This is a genomic window from Selenomonas sp. KH1T6, from assembly GCF_900108415.1.
GTDB lineage: Bacteria > Bacillota > Negativicutes > Selenomonadales > Selenomonadaceae > Selenomonas_B > Selenomonas_B ruminantium_A.
This window is the reverse complement of record NZ_FNWN01000004.1, coordinates 134,423-153,440: the sequence shown is the minus strand read 5'-3', so window position 1 is coordinate 153,440 and position 19,018 is coordinate 134,423. Positions and strand designations below refer to the sequence as shown.

The 19,018-nt window shown below is 55.0% G+C and carries 19 protein-coding genes; 17 read left to right on the top strand and 2 right to left on the bottom strand.

Annotation, left to right across the window (positions count from 1 at the left end; all coding sequences use genetic code 11):
- The first annotated feature begins 66 nt into the window (after positions 1 to 66).
- The 17 genes from BLW59_RS04340 to rnfB all read left to right on the top strand — a co-directional run bounded on the left by BLW59_RS04340 (position 67) and on the right by rnfB (position 17,134).
- A complete protein-coding gene (locus BLW59_RS04340; protein WP_074696500.1) occupies positions 67 to 1,104 on the top strand; it encodes a CDC27 family protein in 1,038 nt (345 codons plus the stop codon).
- Positions 1,105 to 1,321: 217 nt separating this feature from the next.
- Positions 1,322 to 2,356, top strand: coding sequence for a heat-inducible transcriptional repressor HrcA (gene hrcA, locus BLW59_RS04335; protein ID WP_139283541.1), 1,035 nt, complete (start codon positions 1,322 to 1,324; stop codon positions 2,354 to 2,356).
- Positions 2,357 to 2,388: 32 nt separating this feature from the next.
- Positions 2,389 to 3,021: a nucleotide exchange factor GrpE gene (grpE, locus tag BLW59_RS04330; protein ID WP_318258314.1), complete on the top strand. Its 633-nt coding sequence runs from the start codon at positions 2,389 to 2,391 to the stop codon at positions 3,019 to 3,021.
- Between the two features lie 43 nt (positions 3,022 to 3,064).
- A complete protein-coding gene (dnaK, locus tag BLW59_RS04325) occupies positions 3,065 to 4,927 on the top strand; it encodes a molecular chaperone DnaK (RefSeq protein WP_029541185.1) in 1,863 nt (620 codons plus the stop codon).
- Between the two features lie 220 nt (positions 4,928 to 5,147).
- On the top strand, positions 5,148 to 6,314 hold the full coding sequence (gene dnaJ, locus BLW59_RS04320) for a molecular chaperone DnaJ (protein WP_074696496.1): 1,167 nt from the start codon (positions 5,148 to 5,150) through the stop codon (positions 6,312 to 6,314).
- 52 nt (positions 6,315 to 6,366) lie between these two features.
- Positions 6,367 to 7,311 (top strand): 50S ribosomal protein L11 methyltransferase, encoded by a 945-nt coding sequence (gene prmA / locus BLW59_RS04315; RefSeq protein ID WP_029541179.1) that lies wholly within the window; start codon positions 6,367 to 6,369, stop codon positions 7,309 to 7,311.
- Complete coding sequence (locus tag BLW59_RS04310; protein WP_074696494.1) at positions 7,308 to 8,045, top strand: 16S rRNA (uracil(1498)-N(3))-methyltransferase; 738 nt, start codon at positions 7,308 to 7,310, stop codon at positions 8,043 to 8,045. The genes prmA and BLW59_RS04310 overlap by 4 nt, the downstream gene beginning before the upstream one ends.
- A gap of 247 nt (positions 8,046 to 8,292) precedes the next feature.
- Positions 8,293 to 9,591 carry a tRNA (N(6)-L-threonylcarbamoyladenosine(37)-C(2))-methylthiotransferase MtaB gene (mtaB, locus tag BLW59_RS04305; protein WP_081348375.1) on the top strand — a complete coding sequence of 433 codons (1,299 nt, stop codon included), beginning with the start codon at positions 8,293 to 8,295 and terminating at the stop codon, positions 9,589 to 9,591.
- A 52-nt stretch (positions 9,592 to 9,643) separates the two neighbouring features.
- Complete coding sequence (locus BLW59_RS04300) at positions 9,644 to 10,621, top strand: glycosyltransferase family 2 protein (RefSeq protein WP_074696490.1); 978 nt, start codon at positions 9,644 to 9,646, stop codon at positions 10,619 to 10,621.
- Positions 10,622 to 10,710: 89 nt separating this feature from the next.
- The gene (locus BLW59_RS04295) at positions 10,711 to 11,073 is read left to right on the top strand and encodes a GtrA family protein (protein ID WP_074696587.1); all 363 of its coding nucleotides are present in this window, start codon (positions 10,711 to 10,713) and stop codon (positions 11,071 to 11,073) included.
- Positions 11,074 to 11,239: 166 nt separating this feature from the next.
- Positions 11,240 to 11,656, top strand: a complete 417-nt coding sequence (locus BLW59_RS04290; protein WP_074696488.1) for a SoxR reducing system RseC family protein — start codon at positions 11,240 to 11,242, stop codon at positions 11,654 to 11,656.
- Positions 11,657 to 11,862: 206 nt separating this feature from the next.
- The gene (rsxC, locus tag BLW59_RS04285) at positions 11,863 to 13,218 is read left to right on the top strand and encodes an electron transport complex subunit RsxC (RefSeq protein WP_074696585.1); all 1,356 of its coding nucleotides are present in this window, start codon (positions 11,863 to 11,865) and stop codon (positions 13,216 to 13,218) included.
- Positions 13,215 to 14,279, top strand: coding sequence for an RnfABCDGE type electron transport complex subunit D (locus BLW59_RS04280; RefSeq protein ID WP_074696486.1), 1,065 nt, complete (start codon positions 13,215 to 13,217; stop codon positions 14,277 to 14,279). The genes rsxC and BLW59_RS04280 overlap by 4 nt, the downstream gene beginning before the upstream one ends.
- On the top strand, positions 14,279 to 14,830 hold the full coding sequence (locus BLW59_RS04275) for an RnfABCDGE type electron transport complex subunit G (protein ID WP_074696484.1): 552 nt from the start codon (positions 14,279 to 14,281) through the stop codon (positions 14,828 to 14,830). Before BLW59_RS04280 ends, BLW59_RS04275 begins: the two co-directional genes overlap by 1 nt.
- A 2-nt stretch (positions 14,831 to 14,832) precedes the next feature.
- Entirely contained in the window at positions 14,833 to 15,492 is a 660-nt protein-coding gene (gene rsxE / locus BLW59_RS04270; protein WP_318258313.1) for an electron transport complex subunit RsxE, read from the top strand.
- Entirely contained in the window at positions 15,492 to 16,067 is a 576-nt protein-coding gene (locus BLW59_RS04265; RefSeq protein WP_029541166.1) for an electron transport complex protein RnfA, read from the top strand. Before rsxE ends, BLW59_RS04265 begins: the two co-directional genes overlap by 1 nt.
- A 233-nt stretch (positions 16,068 to 16,300) precedes the next feature.
- Entirely contained in the window at positions 16,301 to 17,134 is an 834-nt protein-coding gene (gene rnfB / locus BLW59_RS04260; protein WP_074696482.1) for an RnfABCDGE type electron transport complex subunit B, read from the top strand.
- A 55-nt stretch (positions 17,135 to 17,189) separates the two neighbouring features.
- On the opposite strand, the gene BLW59_RS04255 is transcribed toward rnfB, so the two are convergent.
- Complete coding sequence (locus BLW59_RS04255) at positions 17,190 to 17,675, bottom strand: PTS sugar transporter subunit IIA (RefSeq protein WP_081348382.1); 486 nt, start codon at positions 17,673 to 17,675, stop codon at positions 17,190 to 17,192.
- A gap of 240 nt (positions 17,676 to 17,915) precedes the next feature.
- On the bottom strand, positions 17,916 to 19,013 hold the full coding sequence (locus tag BLW59_RS04250; protein WP_074696477.1) for a hypothetical protein: 1,098 nt from the start codon (positions 19,011 to 19,013) through the stop codon (positions 17,916 to 17,918).
- Between the last annotated feature and the right edge of the window lie 5 nt (positions 19,014 to 19,018).

Sequence of the window (19,018 nt, the reverse complement as noted above, 5' to 3'; positions counted from 1 at the left end):
AATGTAAGGGAGAAAAAGCAACAGTTAATGTAGTTAACTCTTAAAATTTTCGAGGAGGAGGTCCCTATGAGCAGGAGCAGCAAGAAGATACATAAGAAGCAGGAAGCCAGGTCGCAGGCAGAGAAGGCTGTGCGGGCTGGGGCACTGCGAGAGAAGATGGAGCAGCAGGTCGAGGCGGAGCAGTACGCGGAGGCGCTGACCACGCTGGTGGAACTCGTCGAGGGCAAGTCCTATGAAGCGAATGATTTTTACCTGGCATCCTATTGCTATTTCATGGTGGGGGACTATGAAAGAGCTATCAAATGGGTTGATAATACCTTGGGGATGGCTCCTGGGCATGTGGCGGCCCAGATACTCCTGAGCCGTTTGTGCATTCTGGAGGATCAGACGGAAAAGGCGCTGGCCGTACTGGATAATATGCTCTCCATCAGTCGCAGCCTTCTTACCCAGGAGCAGCAGGAAGAACTGGCGGATATACTGGAATACTATGGCCGCGAAGATCCTGAGCATATAGAGAAGGATTATCCTGCCATTTCCGCTTTCCTGAAGGAAGAACTGACAGGGAGGATTGACGTGTCTGCGCCGGTGCAACCTGCGCCGCCTCAACCGGAAGCTACCGCGAATTTCATGCCTGATACTGCCCCGGCAGAGCAGTCCGGAGGAAGTGCTTTGGCGGCATTGCAGAAATTGAAGAGCAGGCTGCATTCATCACTGCCGGAGCAGGATGAGGCAGTGCCGCCTGTGCAGCAGACACGACCAGAGCAGGTGGTTCCGGAGGTGTCGGAGACAGAGCAAGTGCAGCCGACACCTGCCCAGAGCAGTGCAGAAATCAGGGCAAAACTGGAGGATATTGCCGGAAGGCCGGTGGGCTTGGCGGTGAAAGTGCGTCTGTACAATACCTTTGCAGGTGCGTATTTCTTTAAACGCGATTATGTGTCAGCCCAGGCTTTCCTGGATGCAGCCGCAGGCATTGATCCCTTGGATGCGGAGACCCTGCGCAACCTGGCCATGCTGGCCCATGAACAGGGGCAGCAGGAGCAGGCACTGGTTTATGCCTCGAAAATGCCCCAGACGGATTTCGTGCTGCTAGCGGCGTTGCGCTGAGTGATTCTATAAATGATATTGTCTGCCTCGTTGAAAGATTGAGGGGAAGATTTTGCTGTCGGCAAAATTGGAACCATGGTCTTTCAACGAGGTTTTTTGTTTTTGACTTTTTGATTTTTCTATTGACTTTTTGTTTTATGCGGTGTATATTCTTATTAGATTCAATTTAGCACTCATTTAATGAGAGTGCTAACAGGACCCGGCGGGGAGGTGAGGGGTGCCAATGGAACTGGATGCACGCAAGCAAAAAGTGCTGAAGGCCATTATTGATGATTACATCGAATCGGCTGAACCGGTTGGTTCCCGTACCCTTGCCCGCAAGCATGATTTGGGGGTTAGCCCCGCCACCATCCGCAATGAGATGGCGGATTTGGAGATGCTGGGTTACCTGGAGCATCTGCACACGTCTTCGGGGCGGGTGCCCTCATCCAAGGGATACCGCTTCTATGTGAATGGGCTGATTCCGCCGAAGCCGGTCAGCGATGAGGAAAAGAAACTCATCAACGACTGGTATCAGGCAAGGGTTCGTCGCATTGACGAGGTGTTCCAGGAGACTGCCAGGATTATTTCCAAGGTGACGAAGAACGTCTCCTTGGTGCTGGCACCTCAGCTGACCCAGGCCAGGTTCCGGGTGCTGCAGTTCCTGCCCCTGGATGACAGGCGGGTCATTACGGTGCTGATGACGGATGCAGGCTTTGTGGAGAATAAGATCGTGGATATGCCGGATGGCGCTACTTTCGAAGATTTCCAGCGCATGGCTGCCGTCATCAACAAGAATCTGGCGGGCAAGTCTCTTTCTGCCATCTCTCCTGACAGGCTGCTGCCTATCCGGGATGAGATTGGGGACGAGGGCTTGTACGAATCTGCCCTTGAAGTGGTGAATCGGGCGCTGGACTCCGGCAAGCAGGAAAGGCTTTATCTGGGAGGCACTACCCAGATGCTGACCCAGCCGGAGTTCCACGATGTGGAGAAGGTCAAGCACACTTTGATGATGCTTGAGGAGGAGGAACTTATCAAGGATATCCTCCACGCCCACATGGGAGACGGCCTGGAGGTCACCATCGGCCAGGAAAATGAGGATTCCCACATGAAGGACAGCAGCATCATCACGGCTACGTATCATCTGAACGGGGAGCTTCTGGGCACTATCGCGGTGCTGGGACCTACCCGCATGGAGTACGCCAAGGCCATGAGCCTGCTGGAATATATGAATGACAATCTTACCGAGGTCATCAGAAAGTACAACTGGTGAAGCGGTACAGATGACCATAAGGGGTGAGTGAATTGCCATCATTTATCAAAGATGAATTAAAGAAAAAAGATGAGCAGAAGCTGGCGGACATGCAGGAGGAAATCAAGCGTGCTGTAGGCAAGGAGGCGGAGGGAGAAGCTGAAGAGGCTCCTACTGCCGAAGAAAATGCCGAGGCTGAAGCTCAGGCAGAACCTCAGGAAGAGGTTGCTATTGCCAAGGCTGAGCTTGAAAAGCTGCAGGCGGCTGTGCAGGAAAAGGAAGAGCGTGCTCTTCGCCTGCAGGCTGATTTCGAGAATTTCCGCCGCCGCACCGCCAGGGAAAAGGAAGAGCTTTCTGCAGTGGTGACTCAGGGCATCCTGAAGGATATGCTTCCTCTTCTGGATAACTTCGAGCGGGCCATGGCTGCTGAGGCCAAGGACATTGATTCCTTCAAGCAGGGCGTGGAGATGATCTTCAAGCAGTTTGGGGAAGTCCTGGTGAAGAACGGCCTTGAGCATATTGAGGTGGAGGGTGCTAAATTCGACCCCAACTTCCACCAGGCAGTTATGCGGGTGGAGAACCCGGAGCTGGAGGATGAGACCATTGCCCAAGAGCTCCAGAAGGGCTACATGGTGAAAGGCCGCGTGATTCGCCCCAGCATGGTGCAGGTTGTAGCGAACAGCTAAATATTTTGTTAATGATTTAGTTTACACATATAGGAGGATTATCATGTCAAAGGTTATTGGTATTGACTTAGGTACTACGAACTCCGTCGTCTCCGTCATGGAAGGCGGCGAGCCTACTGTTATCACGAACCCCGAGGGCAGCCGCATCACCCCGTCTGTGGTGGGCTTCACCAAGGACGGCCAGCGTCTGGTGGGCCAGCTGGCCAAGCGCCAGGCTGTGTCCAATCCGGACCGCACCATTGCTTCCATCAAGCGCCACATGGGCGAGAGCGACTACAAGGTCAGCATTGATGGCAAGGATTACACTCCTCAGGAGATTTCCGCTATGGTGCTCCAGAAGCTGAAGGCTGATGCCGAGGCTTATCTGGGCGAGACCGTAACCCAGGCTGTCATCACGGTGCCGGCTTACTTCAACGACAGCCAGCGCCAGGCTACCAAGGACGCAGGCCGCATCGCAGGTCTGGAGGTCCTCCGCATCATCAACGAGCCGACTGCAGCTGCTCTGGCTTACGGCCTGGACAAGGATGAGGACGAGACTGTGCTGGTCTTCGACCTGGGCGGCGGTACCTTCGATGTGTCCATCCTGGAGCTCTCCGGCGGCACCTTCGAGGTTCTGGCTACCAACGGTGATACCCACCTGGGCGGCGATGACTTCGACAAGGCTGTCATGGACTGGATGGTTGAGGAGTTCAAGAAAGAGAACGGCATCGACCTTTCTCAGGACAAGATGAGCGCCCAGCGCCTCATTGAGGCTGCTGAGAAGGCCAAGATCGAGCTTTCCAGCATGACCCAGACCAACATCAACCTGCCCTTCATCACGGCAGATGCCTCCGGCCCGAAGCATCTGGACCTGACCCTTTCCCGTGCCAAGTTCGATGAACTGACCCGCGACCTGGTAGAGCGCACCATGGAGCCTACTCACAAGGCTATGGCAGATGCTGACCTCTCCGGCAGCGACATCAACAAGATCATCCTGGTGGGCGGTTCTTCCCGTATCCCCGCTGTGCAGGATGCTATCCGCAAGATCCTGAACAAGGAGCCTTCCAAGGGTGTGAACCCGGATGAGTGCGTGTCCGTGGGTGCTGCTATCCAGGGCGGCGTGCTGGTAGGTGAGGTCAAGGACGTGCTCCTGCTGGATGTCACTCCGCTGTCCCTGGGTATCGAGACTCTGGGCGGTGTCTGCACCAAGCTTATCGAGCGCAACACCACCATCCCGACCCACAAGAGCCAGGTGTTCTCCACCGCTGCTGACAACCAGCCCTCTGTTGACATCCATGTGCTCCAGGGCGAGCGTGAGATGGCTGCAGGCAACAAGACCCTGGGACGCTTTGAGCTCTCCGATATTCCTCCCGCACCCCGCGGCGTGCCCCGCATCGAGGTTTCCTTCGATATCGATGCCAACGGCATTGTGCATGTATCCGCCAAGGATCTGGGCACGGGCAAGGAGCAGAAAATCACCATCCAGTCCGATGGCGGCATGAGCAAGGAAGACATCGACCGCATGGTGAAGGAAGCTGAGGCTCACGCAGCTGAGGATAAGAAGCAGAAAGAGGCTGTGGACACCAAGAACACCGCTGAGCAGATGGTTTATCAGGCTGAGAAGACCATCAAGGATCTGGGCGACAAGGCCGATCAGGGCAAGGTGAAGGAAGTCCAGGCAGCCTGCGAGAAGGTGAAGGAAGCTCTGAAGGGCACCGACACTGAGGCCATCAAGAAGGCTACTGAGGAGCTCCAGAAGCCCCTCTATGAGCTCTCCGCTGCCGCTTACCAGCAGGCTCAGGCCGCAGGCGCTCAGGGTGCTCCCGGCGCTGATGCAGGTGCTGCAGGCGCAGCCGGTGCCCAGCAGCAGGCCAAGGCTGATGATGATGTAGTGGACGCTGAGTTCACCGAGAGTGACAAGAAGTAAATAGTCTGATATTCAGATAAATGAGGTATGGAGGTGGTTCCCACCTCCATTTCTCTTTATCTTGCCTGCCCTGCGAAGCGGGGAAGGGGGACCGCCGAAGGCGGTGGAAGGGGCGATTCGAAGTCGAAATGCGACTCATAGCTTCCTTTTCTACTTGCCAGATACGGCATCAGCATATATTATATAGATTGGCTCAAGCTATATGTAAGGATGGTGCAACGTGAGCGAGAAACGCGATTATTATGAGGTGCTGGGCATTCAGAAAGGCGCCTCTGAGGCTGAGATCAAGAAAGCCTATAAAAAGATGGCCCGCAAATATCATCCGGACCTGAATCAGGATGATCCCAAGGCCGCCGAGGAGAAAATGAAGGAGGTCAACGAGGCCTATGATGTGCTGAAGGACCCCCAGAAGAAATCTGCCTATGACCAGTTCGGTCATTCAGCCTTCGAGGGCGGCGGCGCTGGTGCCGGCGGTTTCGGTGGCTTTGGTGGTTTCGGCGGCTTTGGCGGCGGTGGTTTTTCTGGCGGCGGCAGTGGTTTTGAAGATATCTTCGATGCTTTCTTCGGAGGCGGCGGCAGGCGTTCACGCCAGCCCGGTCCGGAGCGTGGGGCAGATCTGCGCTATGACCTGGAGCTTACCTTTGAAGAGGCGGCCTTCGGCAAGGAAGTGGAGATTTCCGTGCCCCGCACCGAGGAGTGCAGTGAGTGCCACGGCACCGGCGCTGCTGCCGGTACCTCTCCTGAGACTTGTCCAGACTGCCATGGCACAGGCCAGCAGCAGGTGGTGCACAATACCCCCCTGGGCCGCATGATGAGCAGCCGCACCTGCGGACGCTGCGGCGGCACGGGCAAGATCATCAAGAAGAAGTGCCATGCCTGCGGCGGCACAGGCCATATCAAGAAACAGCGCACCGTCAAGGGCAAGGTGCCCGCTGGTGTGGACCAGGGCTCCAGAGTGCGCCTCTCCGGCCAGGGCGAGGCTGGCGTGCGCGGTGGCGGATACGGCGACCTCTATCTCTACATCTTCATCAAGCCCCACAAGTTCTTCAACCGTCAGGGCTCAGATGTCATTGTGGAGGTGCCCATCAGCTTCGTGCAGGCGGCTTTGGGTGATACGGTGCAGGTGCCTACTCTGGACGGTCCTGTGGACCTCAAGATTCCCGCCGGCATCCAGAGCGGCAAAGTGTTGCGCATGAAGAATCGCGGCATCCCCTTCCTGCGTGGTACGGGCCGCGGTGATCAGCATGTGCGCATCAAGGTCCTCACTCCCCAGAATCTTTCCGACAAGCAGAAAGAACTGCTGAAGGAATTTGCCGAGCAGGGCGGGGACAAGGTGAACCCGGAGCAGAAGAGCTTCAAGGAGAAGCTGAAGGATTTGTTTAACTGATAATGTTGGCTCCCCCGACTGGGGAGCCGTTTTTTTAGGAAGGAGCATTTTCATGGAGTGGTCCGAGGTCAGCATCCGTACCTCCCACGAGGCAACGGACGTAGTGGCGGAGATTTTCCACGATATCGGCGCCTCCGGGGTGGTTATCGAAGACCCGGCTTTGGTGAACGATTACATACAGGCCGGGGGCTGGGACTATACTGATATTCCCAGGTCTGAGCAGACAGAAGTGGTGACGGTGAAAGCTTACCTGCCCGTGGACGAAGAACTGGCTGAACGCATGGCGGAACTGGAAGAGAAGGTCAGGGCCATGCAGGCAGCCACACCTGCTGCAGGCCCCTGTGACATTACCAGCCAGAGTGTACGTGATGAGGACTGGGAGGACAACTGGAAAGCTTACTTCCACACGGAAAAAGTGGGAGCGCTGGTGGTGGTGCGCCCTGCCTGGGAGGAATACGAGGCAGCTCCTGATGACATCGTGGTGAGCCTTGACCCCGGCGCCGCCTTTGGCACCGGCACCCATCCCACCACCTCCATGTGCATCAGAGAGCTGGAGGGACTTATCAAGGGCGGCCAGCGCGTCTTCGACGTGGGCACTGGTTCCGGCATCCTTGCCATCACCGCTGCTAAGCTGGGAGCCACGGACATCACAGCCATGGACTATGACAACACCGCCGTCAGGATTGCCGGGGAAAATATCCGTGCCAATGGGGTGGAAAGCCGTATCAGGACGGGCCAGAGCGACCTGCTGAAATCCTTCGAGGGCAAGGCAGATATCATCATTGCCAACCTCATTGCCGACCTGGTCATCCGCCTCTTTGAGGAACTGGACGAGCATCTGGCTGAGGGCGGCAGGCTGTTGGCTTCCGGCATTATCACGGAAAGGCTGGCTGAAGTGACGGAAGCGGCCCTGGAGCATGGCTTTGTGGTGGCAAAAGTGGTGGAGGAAAAGGGCTGGACAGCTATTACCATCGTCCGCAAAGGTGAAGCAGCATGAGGCGGCTCTTTTATAAAGGCATCCTGGCTGAGAAAATCATCATCACTGGCCAGGATGCCCACCACCTCATGCACGTCATGCGGGCCAAGGCAGGTCAGCAGGTGACGGTAGTTGACGATGAAGGCAGCGTGGCCCTGATGGAAATGACTGCCTTTACCGCCGAGAGTGTGGAGCTGGCCTTGAAGGAACGGCTGGAGGGCAATACGGAATCTCCCTTGGAACTGACCCTGGTCCAGTGCCTGCTGAAGTCTGACAAGATGGACTGGATAGTGCAGAAAGCCGTGGAGCTGGGAGCAAACAAAATCCAGCCCATAGCCAGCCGCAACTGCGTGGCCCAGTATGATGGCAAGAAAGCAAAACAGCGCCAGGAACGCTGGCAGAAAATAGCCGACGAAGCCGCCAAACAATGCGGCAGGACAAAGCTGCTGCAGGTTGAGCCTATTATGGGCATCAAGGAATTCCTAGCAAAGTCAGGATTCGGTGAAGACAACCCATTATACTTCTGCTATGAAAACGAGGAGCAGAAGACCATCAAAGAAGCCCTGCAAGCCTCCAAGGCGAAAAATGCCTCAGTTCTGATTGGCCCCGAGGGCGGTTTTACTCTTGATGAGGCCAAGGCCATAGAAGAGGCCGGCGGCCAAAGTGTGACTTTAGGTCCTAGAATTCTTCGGGCAGAAACTGCAGCGATAGCATCTCTGTCTGTAATTCAATACGAACTAGGAGATTTGGGCTAACCAAAGACAACACATACTTCAGCCCATGGATGGGCGTTACGCGGCCGTTGGATTTCATGGATGAAATGCAAGGCCGCGTTTTCTTTCGCTACGAAATCTTGGCTATTTCAAGTCCGAAGGACTTGTAATCGCTTAGATTTCGTGTGAGGGCGCAGTGCGACACGGTGTGTCGCACGAAGTTTGGTTCGTTTTCTTTGCGCCAAAGAAAATGAACAGACGTAACGTAAAAAAGAAAGGAAGAATTATCTTGCCAAAAGCAGCCTTTATGACTCTCGGTTGCAAAGTAAATCAATTTGAGACAGAAACCATGGAGGGCCTCTTCAAAGCCAAGGGCTACGAAATCGTCCCCTTCAGCGAAAAAGCCGACGTCTACGTAGTCAACACCTGCGCTGTCACTAACCTGGGCGAAAAGAAATCCCGTCAGATCATCCGTCGGGCAGGCCGTGAGAACCCCGATGCCATCATCGCCGTTTGCGGCTGCTACTCTCAGGTGAAGCCCGAAGAAGTAAAACTGTTGGAAGGTGTTCGGGTAGTCCTGGGCACCAAAGAGCGCTCCCGCATCGTAGAATACGTGGAGCGCGCTGCCCGTGAAGATGGCAAGCCCTTGGACGGCGTGGGTGATGTGATGCATACGGACTCCTTCGAGGACATCCCCCTTTACGATATGCCCCGCCGCACACGGGCCTTCCTAAAAATCGAGGACGGCTGCCAGAATTTCTGCTCCTACTGCATTATCCCTTATGCCCGCGGTCCCGTGAAGTCACGTCAGCTCTCTGCCATCCGCAGGGAAGCGGAAAAGCTGGTGGCGGCAGGTTTCCTGGAAATCGTGCTGACAGGCATCCATCTGGGCAAGTACGGCAGCGATTTGGAGGGCAATGTCACCCTCACCGATGCCTGCCGGGAGGTGCTGCAGGTGCAGGGGCTGAAGCGCCTGCGCCTGGGCTCCCTGGAATCCATAGAGCTCTCTCCAGAACTCTTTGAGCTGATTCGCAGCGACGACCGCTTCTGCGCCCATCTGCACCTGCCCCTGCAGGCAGGCTCCGACAAGGTATTGCACGACATGAACCGCCGCTACGACACGCGCGAATTCGCCCGCCTCATTGAGCAGGTGGAGCAGGAACTGCCCGGGGTAGCAGTTTCTACGGATATCATCGTAGGTTTTCCGGGGGAAACAGAAGAAGAATTTGCTGAGGGGCTGAAGTTTGTAGAAAAAATGAACTTCTCCCGTATGCATGTTTTCCCATACTCAAGAAGGGAAGGCACCCCCGCCGCTGCCCGCAAGGACCAGATTCCCGAACCGGTCAAAAAAGACCGCGTCCACCGCATGCAGGCTCTGGCTGAAAAGAAATCCCGTGAGTTCTATCGCTCCTTCCTGGGCAGGACCATGCGGGTGCTGTTCGAGACCAACACCGACGGCATCACTGACGGCCTGACGGATAACTATATCCGAGTCTATACTGAGGATGAAGTGACTTGTGGGGAGATTTATCAGGTAGAGCTGGTGGAGGAATATAAAGATGGTGTTTTGGGAAAAGTGAAAATGTGATAGAATCCTTATGTGAATTGTTGGATTTATGCAGAAGGGATTGACAGCCAGAATGGGTGAGCGTAAGCTGTCTCAGACAGTATCTATATTAGTGCCCTGCTACAATGAAGAAGCGGTACTGCAAGAGTTCTATGAACGCACTTCGGCGGTGATTGACGGGATAGCAGCTTATGATTTTGAACTAATCTTCGTCAATGACGGCAGCCATGACCGCACTATGGAGATACTGAAGGAACTTCGTGGCAAGGATAAGCGTGTTTCCTATGTAGATCTTTCCCGTAATTTTGGCAAAGAGATAGCCATGATTGCGGGGATTGACTATTTGAAAGGTGATGCAGCGGTTATCATGGACGCGGACCTGCAGGACCCGCCGGAAATGATTCCGGAGATGATTTCCTATTGGGAGCAGGGCTATGATGACATCAGTGCCAAGCGTCGCAGTCGGGAAGGGGAGACCTTCTTCAAAAAGTGGTCTTCCCATACCTTCTATCGCATCTTGCAGAAGCTATCCAACATCCCCGTGCAACCTGATGTGGGAGATTTTCGTTTGCTGGACAAGCAGTGCCTCAATGCCCTGCGCATGATGAGAGAGTCCCAGCGTTATACAAAAGGGCTTTTCAGCTGGATTGGCTTCAATAAGAAGGAGATTCTCTTTGACCGTGACGCCAGAGCTGCAGGGGAGACCAAGTGGAATTACTGGAAACTTACCAATCTTGCTATCGAGGGCATCACCAGCTTTACTATAGCCCCGCTTAGAATGGCTTCCTTTGTAGGGTGCATGCTGGCTTTTGTAGCCATATTGTACATGGCCTATATAATTATTCGTACATTGTTGTTCGGTGGCAGTGTGCCCGGCTACCCATCGCTGCTTTCAGTGATTTTGTTCATGGGCGGGGTCCAGTTGCTTTTCTTGGGCATTATCGGCGAATATTTGGGACGGATATTCAATGAAAGCAAATTTCGTCCACTTTATCTGGTTAAAGATTACAATGGAGAAATGGTTGTTGAGCAGAGAAAGGTGCGGGATTGATGCTGACTAAGGGCTTTGTTTTGTGATATGATTTCAGGAAGCTGATAGGGAGTGCTTTTGTGGGTAATAGTAAACGCTTGGCAGAGATTATGCGTTTTGTGGTAGCAGGAGGTGGGTGCCTGCTGCTTGAACTGGCATGTTTATATGTTCTGACAGAGTGGGCAGGGCTTCATTACCTGTATTCCTCCGCCATTGCCTTCGTCATTTCAGTGCTGGTGAACTACTGGCTTTGCCGTGTCTGGGTTTTTGAGGGCGGCAATAGGAAGCAGAGTTTCAAGGCGGCTTCCATCTTCTTCGGCTCCAGCGTGGCGGGGCTGGGCATCAACCAGCTTTGTATGTATACATTTGTGGATATGCTGGGGATATACTATATGGCTGCCAAGCTTTTGGCGGCAGTGATTGTCACCGTTTGGAACTTCGTGCTCAAGAGATATGCGCTGAAGATTGGGTAAAATGATTCCCCCGGGCTTTGCAAGTTGAGACTTGTACGGCTCGGGGGAATTTTTGTGTTTTTCTACAATTACAAAAGGATTATCTGTATTTATGGCGAATACAAAAGTTGTTAATGTAAATAAGTATCATAAATGAAATTTCTGAAAATCTGAGGTGGTGTGGCAGATGAAGGAGGAGGAAGGTTTGGTTATTGGGGTGAATCCTGAAGATGGCACCGCCACGGTGAAGGTGGGGAGGCATGAGGATTGCAGCGCCTGCGGAGCCTGTGCCGGAAGCCGTCAGATGACGGTGGAGGCGGTGAATGGGCTGGGAGCTGTCATAGGGCAGCGGGTCAAGTTTTCCATGCAGGAACAGCAGATGCTCAAGGGGGCCTTTGTGGTCTTCCTGCTGCCGCTGATATTGGCAGGATTGGGGGGCCTCATTGGCTGGCAGCTGGGGTATGGCGGGGAGGCTGAAGATTTATACCCCATGGGGCTGGCTTTCCTGGGGTTCTGCCTGGGGTCTGGCATAGTGAAGTGGTATGATAAGCGTGCCTCCGCCCGCCAGAACGAACAGCCGGTGATTACGGAAATTATTTCTTAGATTGGTTATATGTGGCTAGGCGTTCGGGGCACAGGCATAGCAACGCTCCACTCGGTATTTTACCAAGGAATCTAAGTTCATCTGCGCCCTAGTGGGCTTGATTCACTAAGATTCTTGGAAAAATCCCGAACGTTCCGCTTATGCTATGCCTGTGCCCCTCACTTACTGGAGCTATGAAAATTGGGGAGATTAACGAGGTGATGTTCATGCTGAAAAGATTCTTGGGAGGCATTCACCCCCGGGATGGGAAGGATTTGGCCAAGGACAAGGCTATTGAAGCCATGCCCTTGCCAAAGGAACTGGTGGTGCCTCTGAGCCAGCATATCGGGGCACCATGCAAGCCCACGGTGAAGGTGGGGGACACGGTGCTCAAGGGGCAGCTTATTGCCACCAGCGAGGCCTTCATGCATGCGGATATCCATGCTCCCACTTCCGGCAAGGTGGCTAAGATTGAGGACAGGCCTCATTCCGGGCGCGGGATGTGTCCGGCCATTGTCATTGCTGTGGACGGCAGAGACGAATGGGCTGAGGGGCTGCCCCTCAGCCGCAACTGGGAGGCCATGAGCAAGGAGGAAATCCTTACGGCTATCCAGCAGGCGGGCATCGTAGGCATGGGCGGTGCGACTTTTCCCGCCCATATCAAGCTGAAGCCCCAGAAGCCGGTGGATGTCCTGGTCATCAATGGCGCGGAGTGTGAGCCATATCTGACGGCGGATTACCGGCTGATGCTGGAGGATGCCCAGAAGATTGTCACAGGGGTGCAGATTCTCGCCAAGGCTCTTGGGACGAAGAAGAGCATCATCGGCGTGGAGGACAACAAGCCTGAGGCGGTGAAGGCTCTGGACAAGGCGGCAGAGGACACGGAGATCGAGGTAGTGGCCCTGCCTACCCGCTACCCCCAGGGTGCGGAGAAAATGCTGATTTACGCCCTCACGGGCAGGGAAGTGCCCATGGGAGGCCTGCCCATGGACGCAGGCGCCGTGGTGCAGAATGTGGGTACCGTGGCGGCCATTGCGGACGCAGTGGAGCAAGGGATTCCTCTTATTGAGCGTGTGACAACCGTGTCAGGTGATGCGGTGGCAGAGCCGAAGAATCTCAGGGTACGTATTGGCACCAGCTATCAGGCCTGCCTTGATCATGCCGGTGGCTTCAGGGAAACGCCGGACAAGATCCTGGCGGGCGGTCCCATGATGGGCATGGCCCAGCAGTCCTTGGAAGTGCCGGTGATGAAGGGTTCCTCTGGCATCTTGGCCCTGACAAGGAAAATCACGGAACACGGCCCGGAGATGAACTGCATCCGCTGTGGCCGCTGCGTCAAGGCCTGCCCCATGGGACTGGTGCCCAGCATGCTGAGCATACTTTCCCAAAGAGGCGATTATGGCAAGTGCCGAGACGACTATGGCCTTATGAACTGTGTGGAATGCGGCTGCTGCACTTATATCTGCCCAGCCAAGCGCAATATCGTCCAGTACATCCGCCTGGCCAAGAATGAGGTCAGGGCTGAGGCAGCCCGGGCCAAAGCCAAGGCCGAGGCCAGGGAGAAAAAGGAGGCGGTGAAATGAGCGAAGCAGAAATCAAGGAAACAGCCGCTGTGAAGGCGGCCCCGCCCAAGCAGCCGGAGGCTAAGGAGGAACTGAAATTCACGATTTCTTCCTCTCCCCATATCCGCGACGGGGAAACCATTCCCCATATCATGTGGCAGGTCAACCTGGCTTTGCTGCCTGCGGCTCTCTTTGCTATTTATTGGTTTGGGATTCCCGCACTTATCAATATGGTAGTTGGCATTATGGCGGCCATCGGTGCCGAGTATGTATGGCAGCGGGCCATGGGGCAGAATATCACGGCTTTTGATGGCAGCGCCTGCATTACAGGTCTGCTGTTGGCCATGTCCATGTCCCCGGTGCTGCCGCCCTATATGGTGGCCATCGGCTCCATTCTGGCTATCGTGGTGGCCAAGCAGTCCATGGGAGGTCTGGGGTTCAATATCTTCAACCCTGCCCATATCGGCCGTGCGGCTCTCATGGTATCCTGGCCCGTGGCCATGACCACCTGGACGAAGATGCAGGACCTGTCAGCCGGGGCTGTGGATGCCGTGACAGGCGCTACCCCGCTGAACATCCTGAAGCTGCAGGGCTATGATGCTTTGGTGGCCACCTTCGGAGGTCAGGGGGAGATGTACAAGAGCCTGCTTCTTGGTACCCGCAACGGCAGTCTGGGGGAGACCAGCACCATCCTGCTGGTTCTTGGGGGACTTTACCTTATCTATAAAGGCTATATCAACTGGGTGGTGCCTCTGGGCATGATTGCCACCGTGGGGGTGCTCACCTGGCTTTTCGGTCCTGCGGGCTTTGGCACCGGCGACCCGCTGTTCCATGTGATGGCAGGGGGACTGATGCTGGGAGCTTTCTTCATGGCTACGGATATGGTGACTATTCCCATGACCATCACGGGGCAGATGATCTTCGCCGTGGGGGCGGGGGCATTGACGGTATTGATCCGTCTGGCAGGAGGCTACCCGGAGGGGGTCTGCTATTCATTGCTGCTGATGAATGCGGTGACGCCTCTTATTGACCGCTATGTGAAGCCCCGCATCTTTGGAGCACCGAAGGGAGGCGCAAACTGATGGCTGATGAACATTCCATCTTCAAGATTGCCTCCAACCTGGCTCTGGCCTGTTTCGTGTCCGGCCTGGTCATCGGCGCTGTCTACTATGTGACGGCTCCCGTGGCGGCCCAAAAAGCAGAGGAGATGAAGCAGGAGTCCATGCGCTCCCTGGTGGCTGAGGCTGATGCCTTCAAAGAAATCCCCGGGGAAGAGGGCTGTTTTGCAGCAGAAAAGGGCGGCAGGACAGTGGCCTATATCATTCCCTCCGAGTCCAAGGGCTACGGCGGCAAGATCAAGCTGCTGGTGGCGGTGGACACCGAGGGAAAGGTGATGGACTTCAATATCCTGGAGCACAACGAGACCCCGGGCCTGGGAGACAACGCCCAGAAACTCGCCTTCCGCAATCAGTTTGCAGGCAAGGGGGCGGAGCTTTTGGAGGTTACCAAAGACCCGTCCAACAAGGAAAACGTCCAGGCCATGACGGGAGCTACCATTTCCTCCCGGGCCGTCACCAAGGGCGTCCGTGAGGCAGCAGAGAAGGCCGTGGCCTTAGGGAAAGGGGGCAGGTGAACATGGACAAGCTGAAAGAACTCTGGCCCATCTACAGCAAGGGCCTGCTGGCGGAAAACCCTATTTTCATCCTGGCTTTGTCCCTGTGTCCGGCGCTGGCGGTGACCACCACGGTTATCAACGGCCTGACCATGGGCCTGACGGTGACCTTCGTCATCACCTCCAACAACGTGGTGGTGTCACTGGTGCGGCACCTGGTGAATCCCAAGGTGCGTGTGCCTGTCTATATCACCTCCATCGCCACCATCGTTACGGTGGCCCAGCTGGTATTGCAGGCGTATTTCCCGGTGCTTTACAAGGCCATGGGCATCTATCTGGCCCTGGTGGTGGTGTTCGCCATCATCCTGGCCCGGGCTGAGGTCTTTGCTTCCAAGAATGGCCCCATACGCTCCTTTGCTGATGGTTTCGGCATGGGCTGCGGCTTCACGCTGGCCATGCTCATCATCTCTGCCATCCGCGAGCTGATTGGCTCTGGGACGCTCTTGGGCTATCAGGTCATGGGGTCCGGCTATGAGCCCATGCTGATGATGATTCTGCCGCCGGGGGCCTTTATACTCATTGGCTATCTGGTGGCTGCCACCAAGACATGGAACGCCCACAGGGAGAAGATCGAGGCCCAGGAGGCGCGGCGCAGGGAAGCCAGAGAGGGGGCTGAAGGCTGATGGCTGAGTATTTGACGCTTTTTATCGGAGCGGTGATCATCAACAACTTCGTGCTGACGAAGTTTCTGGGACTGTGCATTTTCTTCGGCATATCCAAGAGCTTTTCCGCTTCTGTGGGCATGGGCATGGCGGTGACCTCCGTCATGACCATGAGTTCCATTTTGGCCTGGATTGTGTACTTCTTCGTGCTGGAGCCCTTGGGAGTCACCTTCCTGACCACCATCGTCTTCGTGGTGCTCACAGCCAGTTTCGTGCAGCTGCTGGAATTGGTCATTAAAAAGCAGGCACCTGCCCTTTACAATATGTGGGGCATCTACCTGTTGCTGATTGCCACCAACTGCATAGTGCTGGCCGTGCCCCTGCTGAATGTGGAGAACAGCTACAGCCTGCTCAAGAGCATCGTGTTTGCCATCGGGTCAGGGTTGGGCTTTGCGTTGGCAATTGCCCTGATGGCTTCCCTGCGCGAGAAGCTGGTTTACGCCGATGTGCCCAAGCCCTTGCAGGGAATCGGCATTGCGTTTATCTTAGCAGGAATGCTGTCATTGGCGTTCCTCGGCTTTTCTGGCATGTTATGAGGCAACGTGACTTGCGGCGAGTGTTCGGTCATAAGCGGAGCTTTAGATTTTTTGCGTTAAGAAAATATTTTTTGCATTCTAAATTCCTTTATGCGGAGAATACGTTCAACCGAAGGGCGTTGTTCGGAGCATGAAGGATTATTAAAGGCAAAAAATATTTTTAGCAAAAAATCTCTGCGTAGCGTTGACCGAACACTTGCCGCCAGGCTACCTTAACGTCTAGGAGGTTTCTTATGGAAACTGCTATATATATAATCGTGGTGCTGGTGGGGGTGGGCACCTTCTTTGGGCTGGTGTTGGCTCTGGCAGACAAGAAATTTGCCATGGAGTCAAATCCCCTCATTGCAGAAGTGGAGGACATCCTCCCCAAAGGCCAGTGCGGTGCCTGCGGTTTTGCAGGCTGTGCCAAATATGCTGAGGCGGTGGTGGAGGACCCGGAGGTGCCGCCGAACCTCTGCGTGCCCGGCAAGGCTGCCGTGGCGGCCAAGGTAGCGGAGCTCACCGGCAAGAAAGCTGAAGCGGCGGAGCCTCATTACGCTTACCTCAAGTGCCGTGGCACTCTCACGGCAGCGGTTATGGCTGCACGCTATGAAGGCGTGCCTGACTGCGCTGCTGCTAAATTGGTGGGAGGCGGCCCCAAGGGCTGCAAGTTCGGCTGCCTGGGCTTTGGCAACTGCGTCAAGGCCTGCCCCTTCGGTGCCCTTTCCATGGGGGAGGAGGGCCTGCCGGTAGTGGACAAGGAAATCTGCACAGGCTGCGGCAAGTGCGTGGAGACCTGCCCCCAGGGGCTCATGGCCCTGAAGACCTTCGGCGCTCCTGTGGAAGTCACCTGCAGCTCCCATGACAAGGGACCTGCAGCCAAGAAAAACTGCCAGCATGCCTGCATAGGCTGCGGCCTCTGCATGAGGAACTGTAGCCGTGGCGCTATCAAGGTGGAAAACTTCCTGGCCGTGGTGGATGCAGAGAAGTGCATAGGCTGCCCGGAACCAACGTGTTTGGGGAAATGTCCTACCAAGGCTATACAGAGCCTGGTGAAAGTACCTGCCTTGCAGGAAAAATCAGCCTGATAAAAAGAAAGTCTCGAAGCGGCTTCATGCTTCGAGACTTTCTTTTTATATGCAATTACACAGCATACTGAAGTACGGTATCCTCTCCTGCAATGACAGCTTCTCCTGCCACTCTGGGAGTGATTTTTTTGACTCGTTCATAATTCACGATCAGCACGGGACAAATCATGTTGATCTTGTTCTTCTCCAGAAGGGCCCTGTCCAGTTTCAGAATGGGGGTGCCGGCGGTGACTTTCTCGCCGCTGTGCTTCAGGGCCGTGAGGCCGTCCCCGTTCATGATGATGGTGTCCAGGCCTACGTGTACCAGGACCTGCACCCCGTCGGGAGTAGTGATGGCGAAAGCGTGCTTGGTGTCGAAGAAGAGGGTGATCTCCCCGTCACAGGGAGCCAGTACCGTGTCACCGTCTGCCAGGATAGCCAGGCCGTCTCCTGTAAGCTTCTCGGAGAAAACCGGATCCGGGACACTTTCGAGTTGCACCGTCTGTCCGGAAATGGGAGCCAAGAGGTGTAGTGCTTGTAAATCCTTTTCCTGCTTAGTCATGCCTTGCTGCTTCATGTGTATGAGTGCATGGGTACATCCACTGCACCGACAGAAGCATTTCACCTGCCTTTGCTAAAATTCTGAAAATTTTGTACATGTCCCCTTGACTATATTTTAAACCTTTGCATTTTTTTGTCAAGATTGGAGAGCTCGAAGGAAACGTTTACCAAATAAAATAAAGTCCTTGACAAAACCAAAAGCTGTAAAATAAAAAGCCTCCCCTGGAAGGGGAAGCAAAAATTACGGCAGGTTGGGGATATTCTTGCTGAGGGCGGTGTGGTGTATGATTTCGTCCACCCTGAGGTCAATGGCCAGCTCCTGTTTGTGCAAGGTCTCAGCGGCGGCAAATTCAGTCTGGTCGTCATTCTCCAGTCCCTTGATGAAATGCTCCCAGGCTTCAATGGTGGTTTTGGTGGAGAGCTTCCGCTGGTCAGCCAGATATTGTGCCCCTTTGGGCACGGGAACCTGGTCAAGCTGGGTCTGCCTGTCCTGCAGGGTGGGAATGACCTCCTGGGTCAGAAGCTTCTTCAGGTTCTTCTTCTGGTAGTCCGAGAGCTTTCCGGCAGAGGTGCCTGTCAGGGATTGGAACTTGATCTGATGGTCACGGAGTTTTTCGTTGCAGTCAGAAACGATGGCTTTAGTGGACTCTATGTAGTCGGCGATGTCCTTGTTCTGCAGGGGGGCAATGGTGTCAAGATACTCCTTGTAGTTCTTGATATATGCTACCTGCCAGTGGCCATCGGCGGCTTTTTCCATGGAGAGCACCATGGTGAAATCCGTCTGGGTGTAATCCTCCCTTACCTTTACTTCCGCCAGGGCTGTGCTGCCGTGGCGATCCACTTTGGTGATTTCCAGGAAAGTGGTGTTGCGCAGCTGGCTGCGTTCCAGGAAGCGCTCATAGTCGATGCCCAGCTGGCGGCCTTTCAGAATGTCCGCTCCTTCGGGCAGGGTCCAGCTGCCCGAGGTGAGACGGCGCAGGATGGTTTCTTCCGTGCCCTGGGAGAGCTGGGGCTTGATGAGAATGTAGAATTTCTCGAACATCACCTTGCTCTGGGCGTTGAGGGTGGCATCGTAGGCGAAGAGATCTACGGTCAGGTCATCATAGGCCCGGGAGGTCAGGAGATTGAGATTCACATATTGCTTGAATTTCTCCTCATCCTTTGCCTGCCAGGCCAGCTTTGCCTGTTCCAGGGCATACTCCGGGCTGCGGTAGAAAAAGCCGAAATACCAGGCTGCCGTGCCGATAGATACGGCCAGCACCAGAAAAAGCAGCAGCTGCCAGCGGGAGCTTTTGGATTTGCGCTCACGCAGCTTCCGCTGCCAGGTATAGTCATCCATTCAGG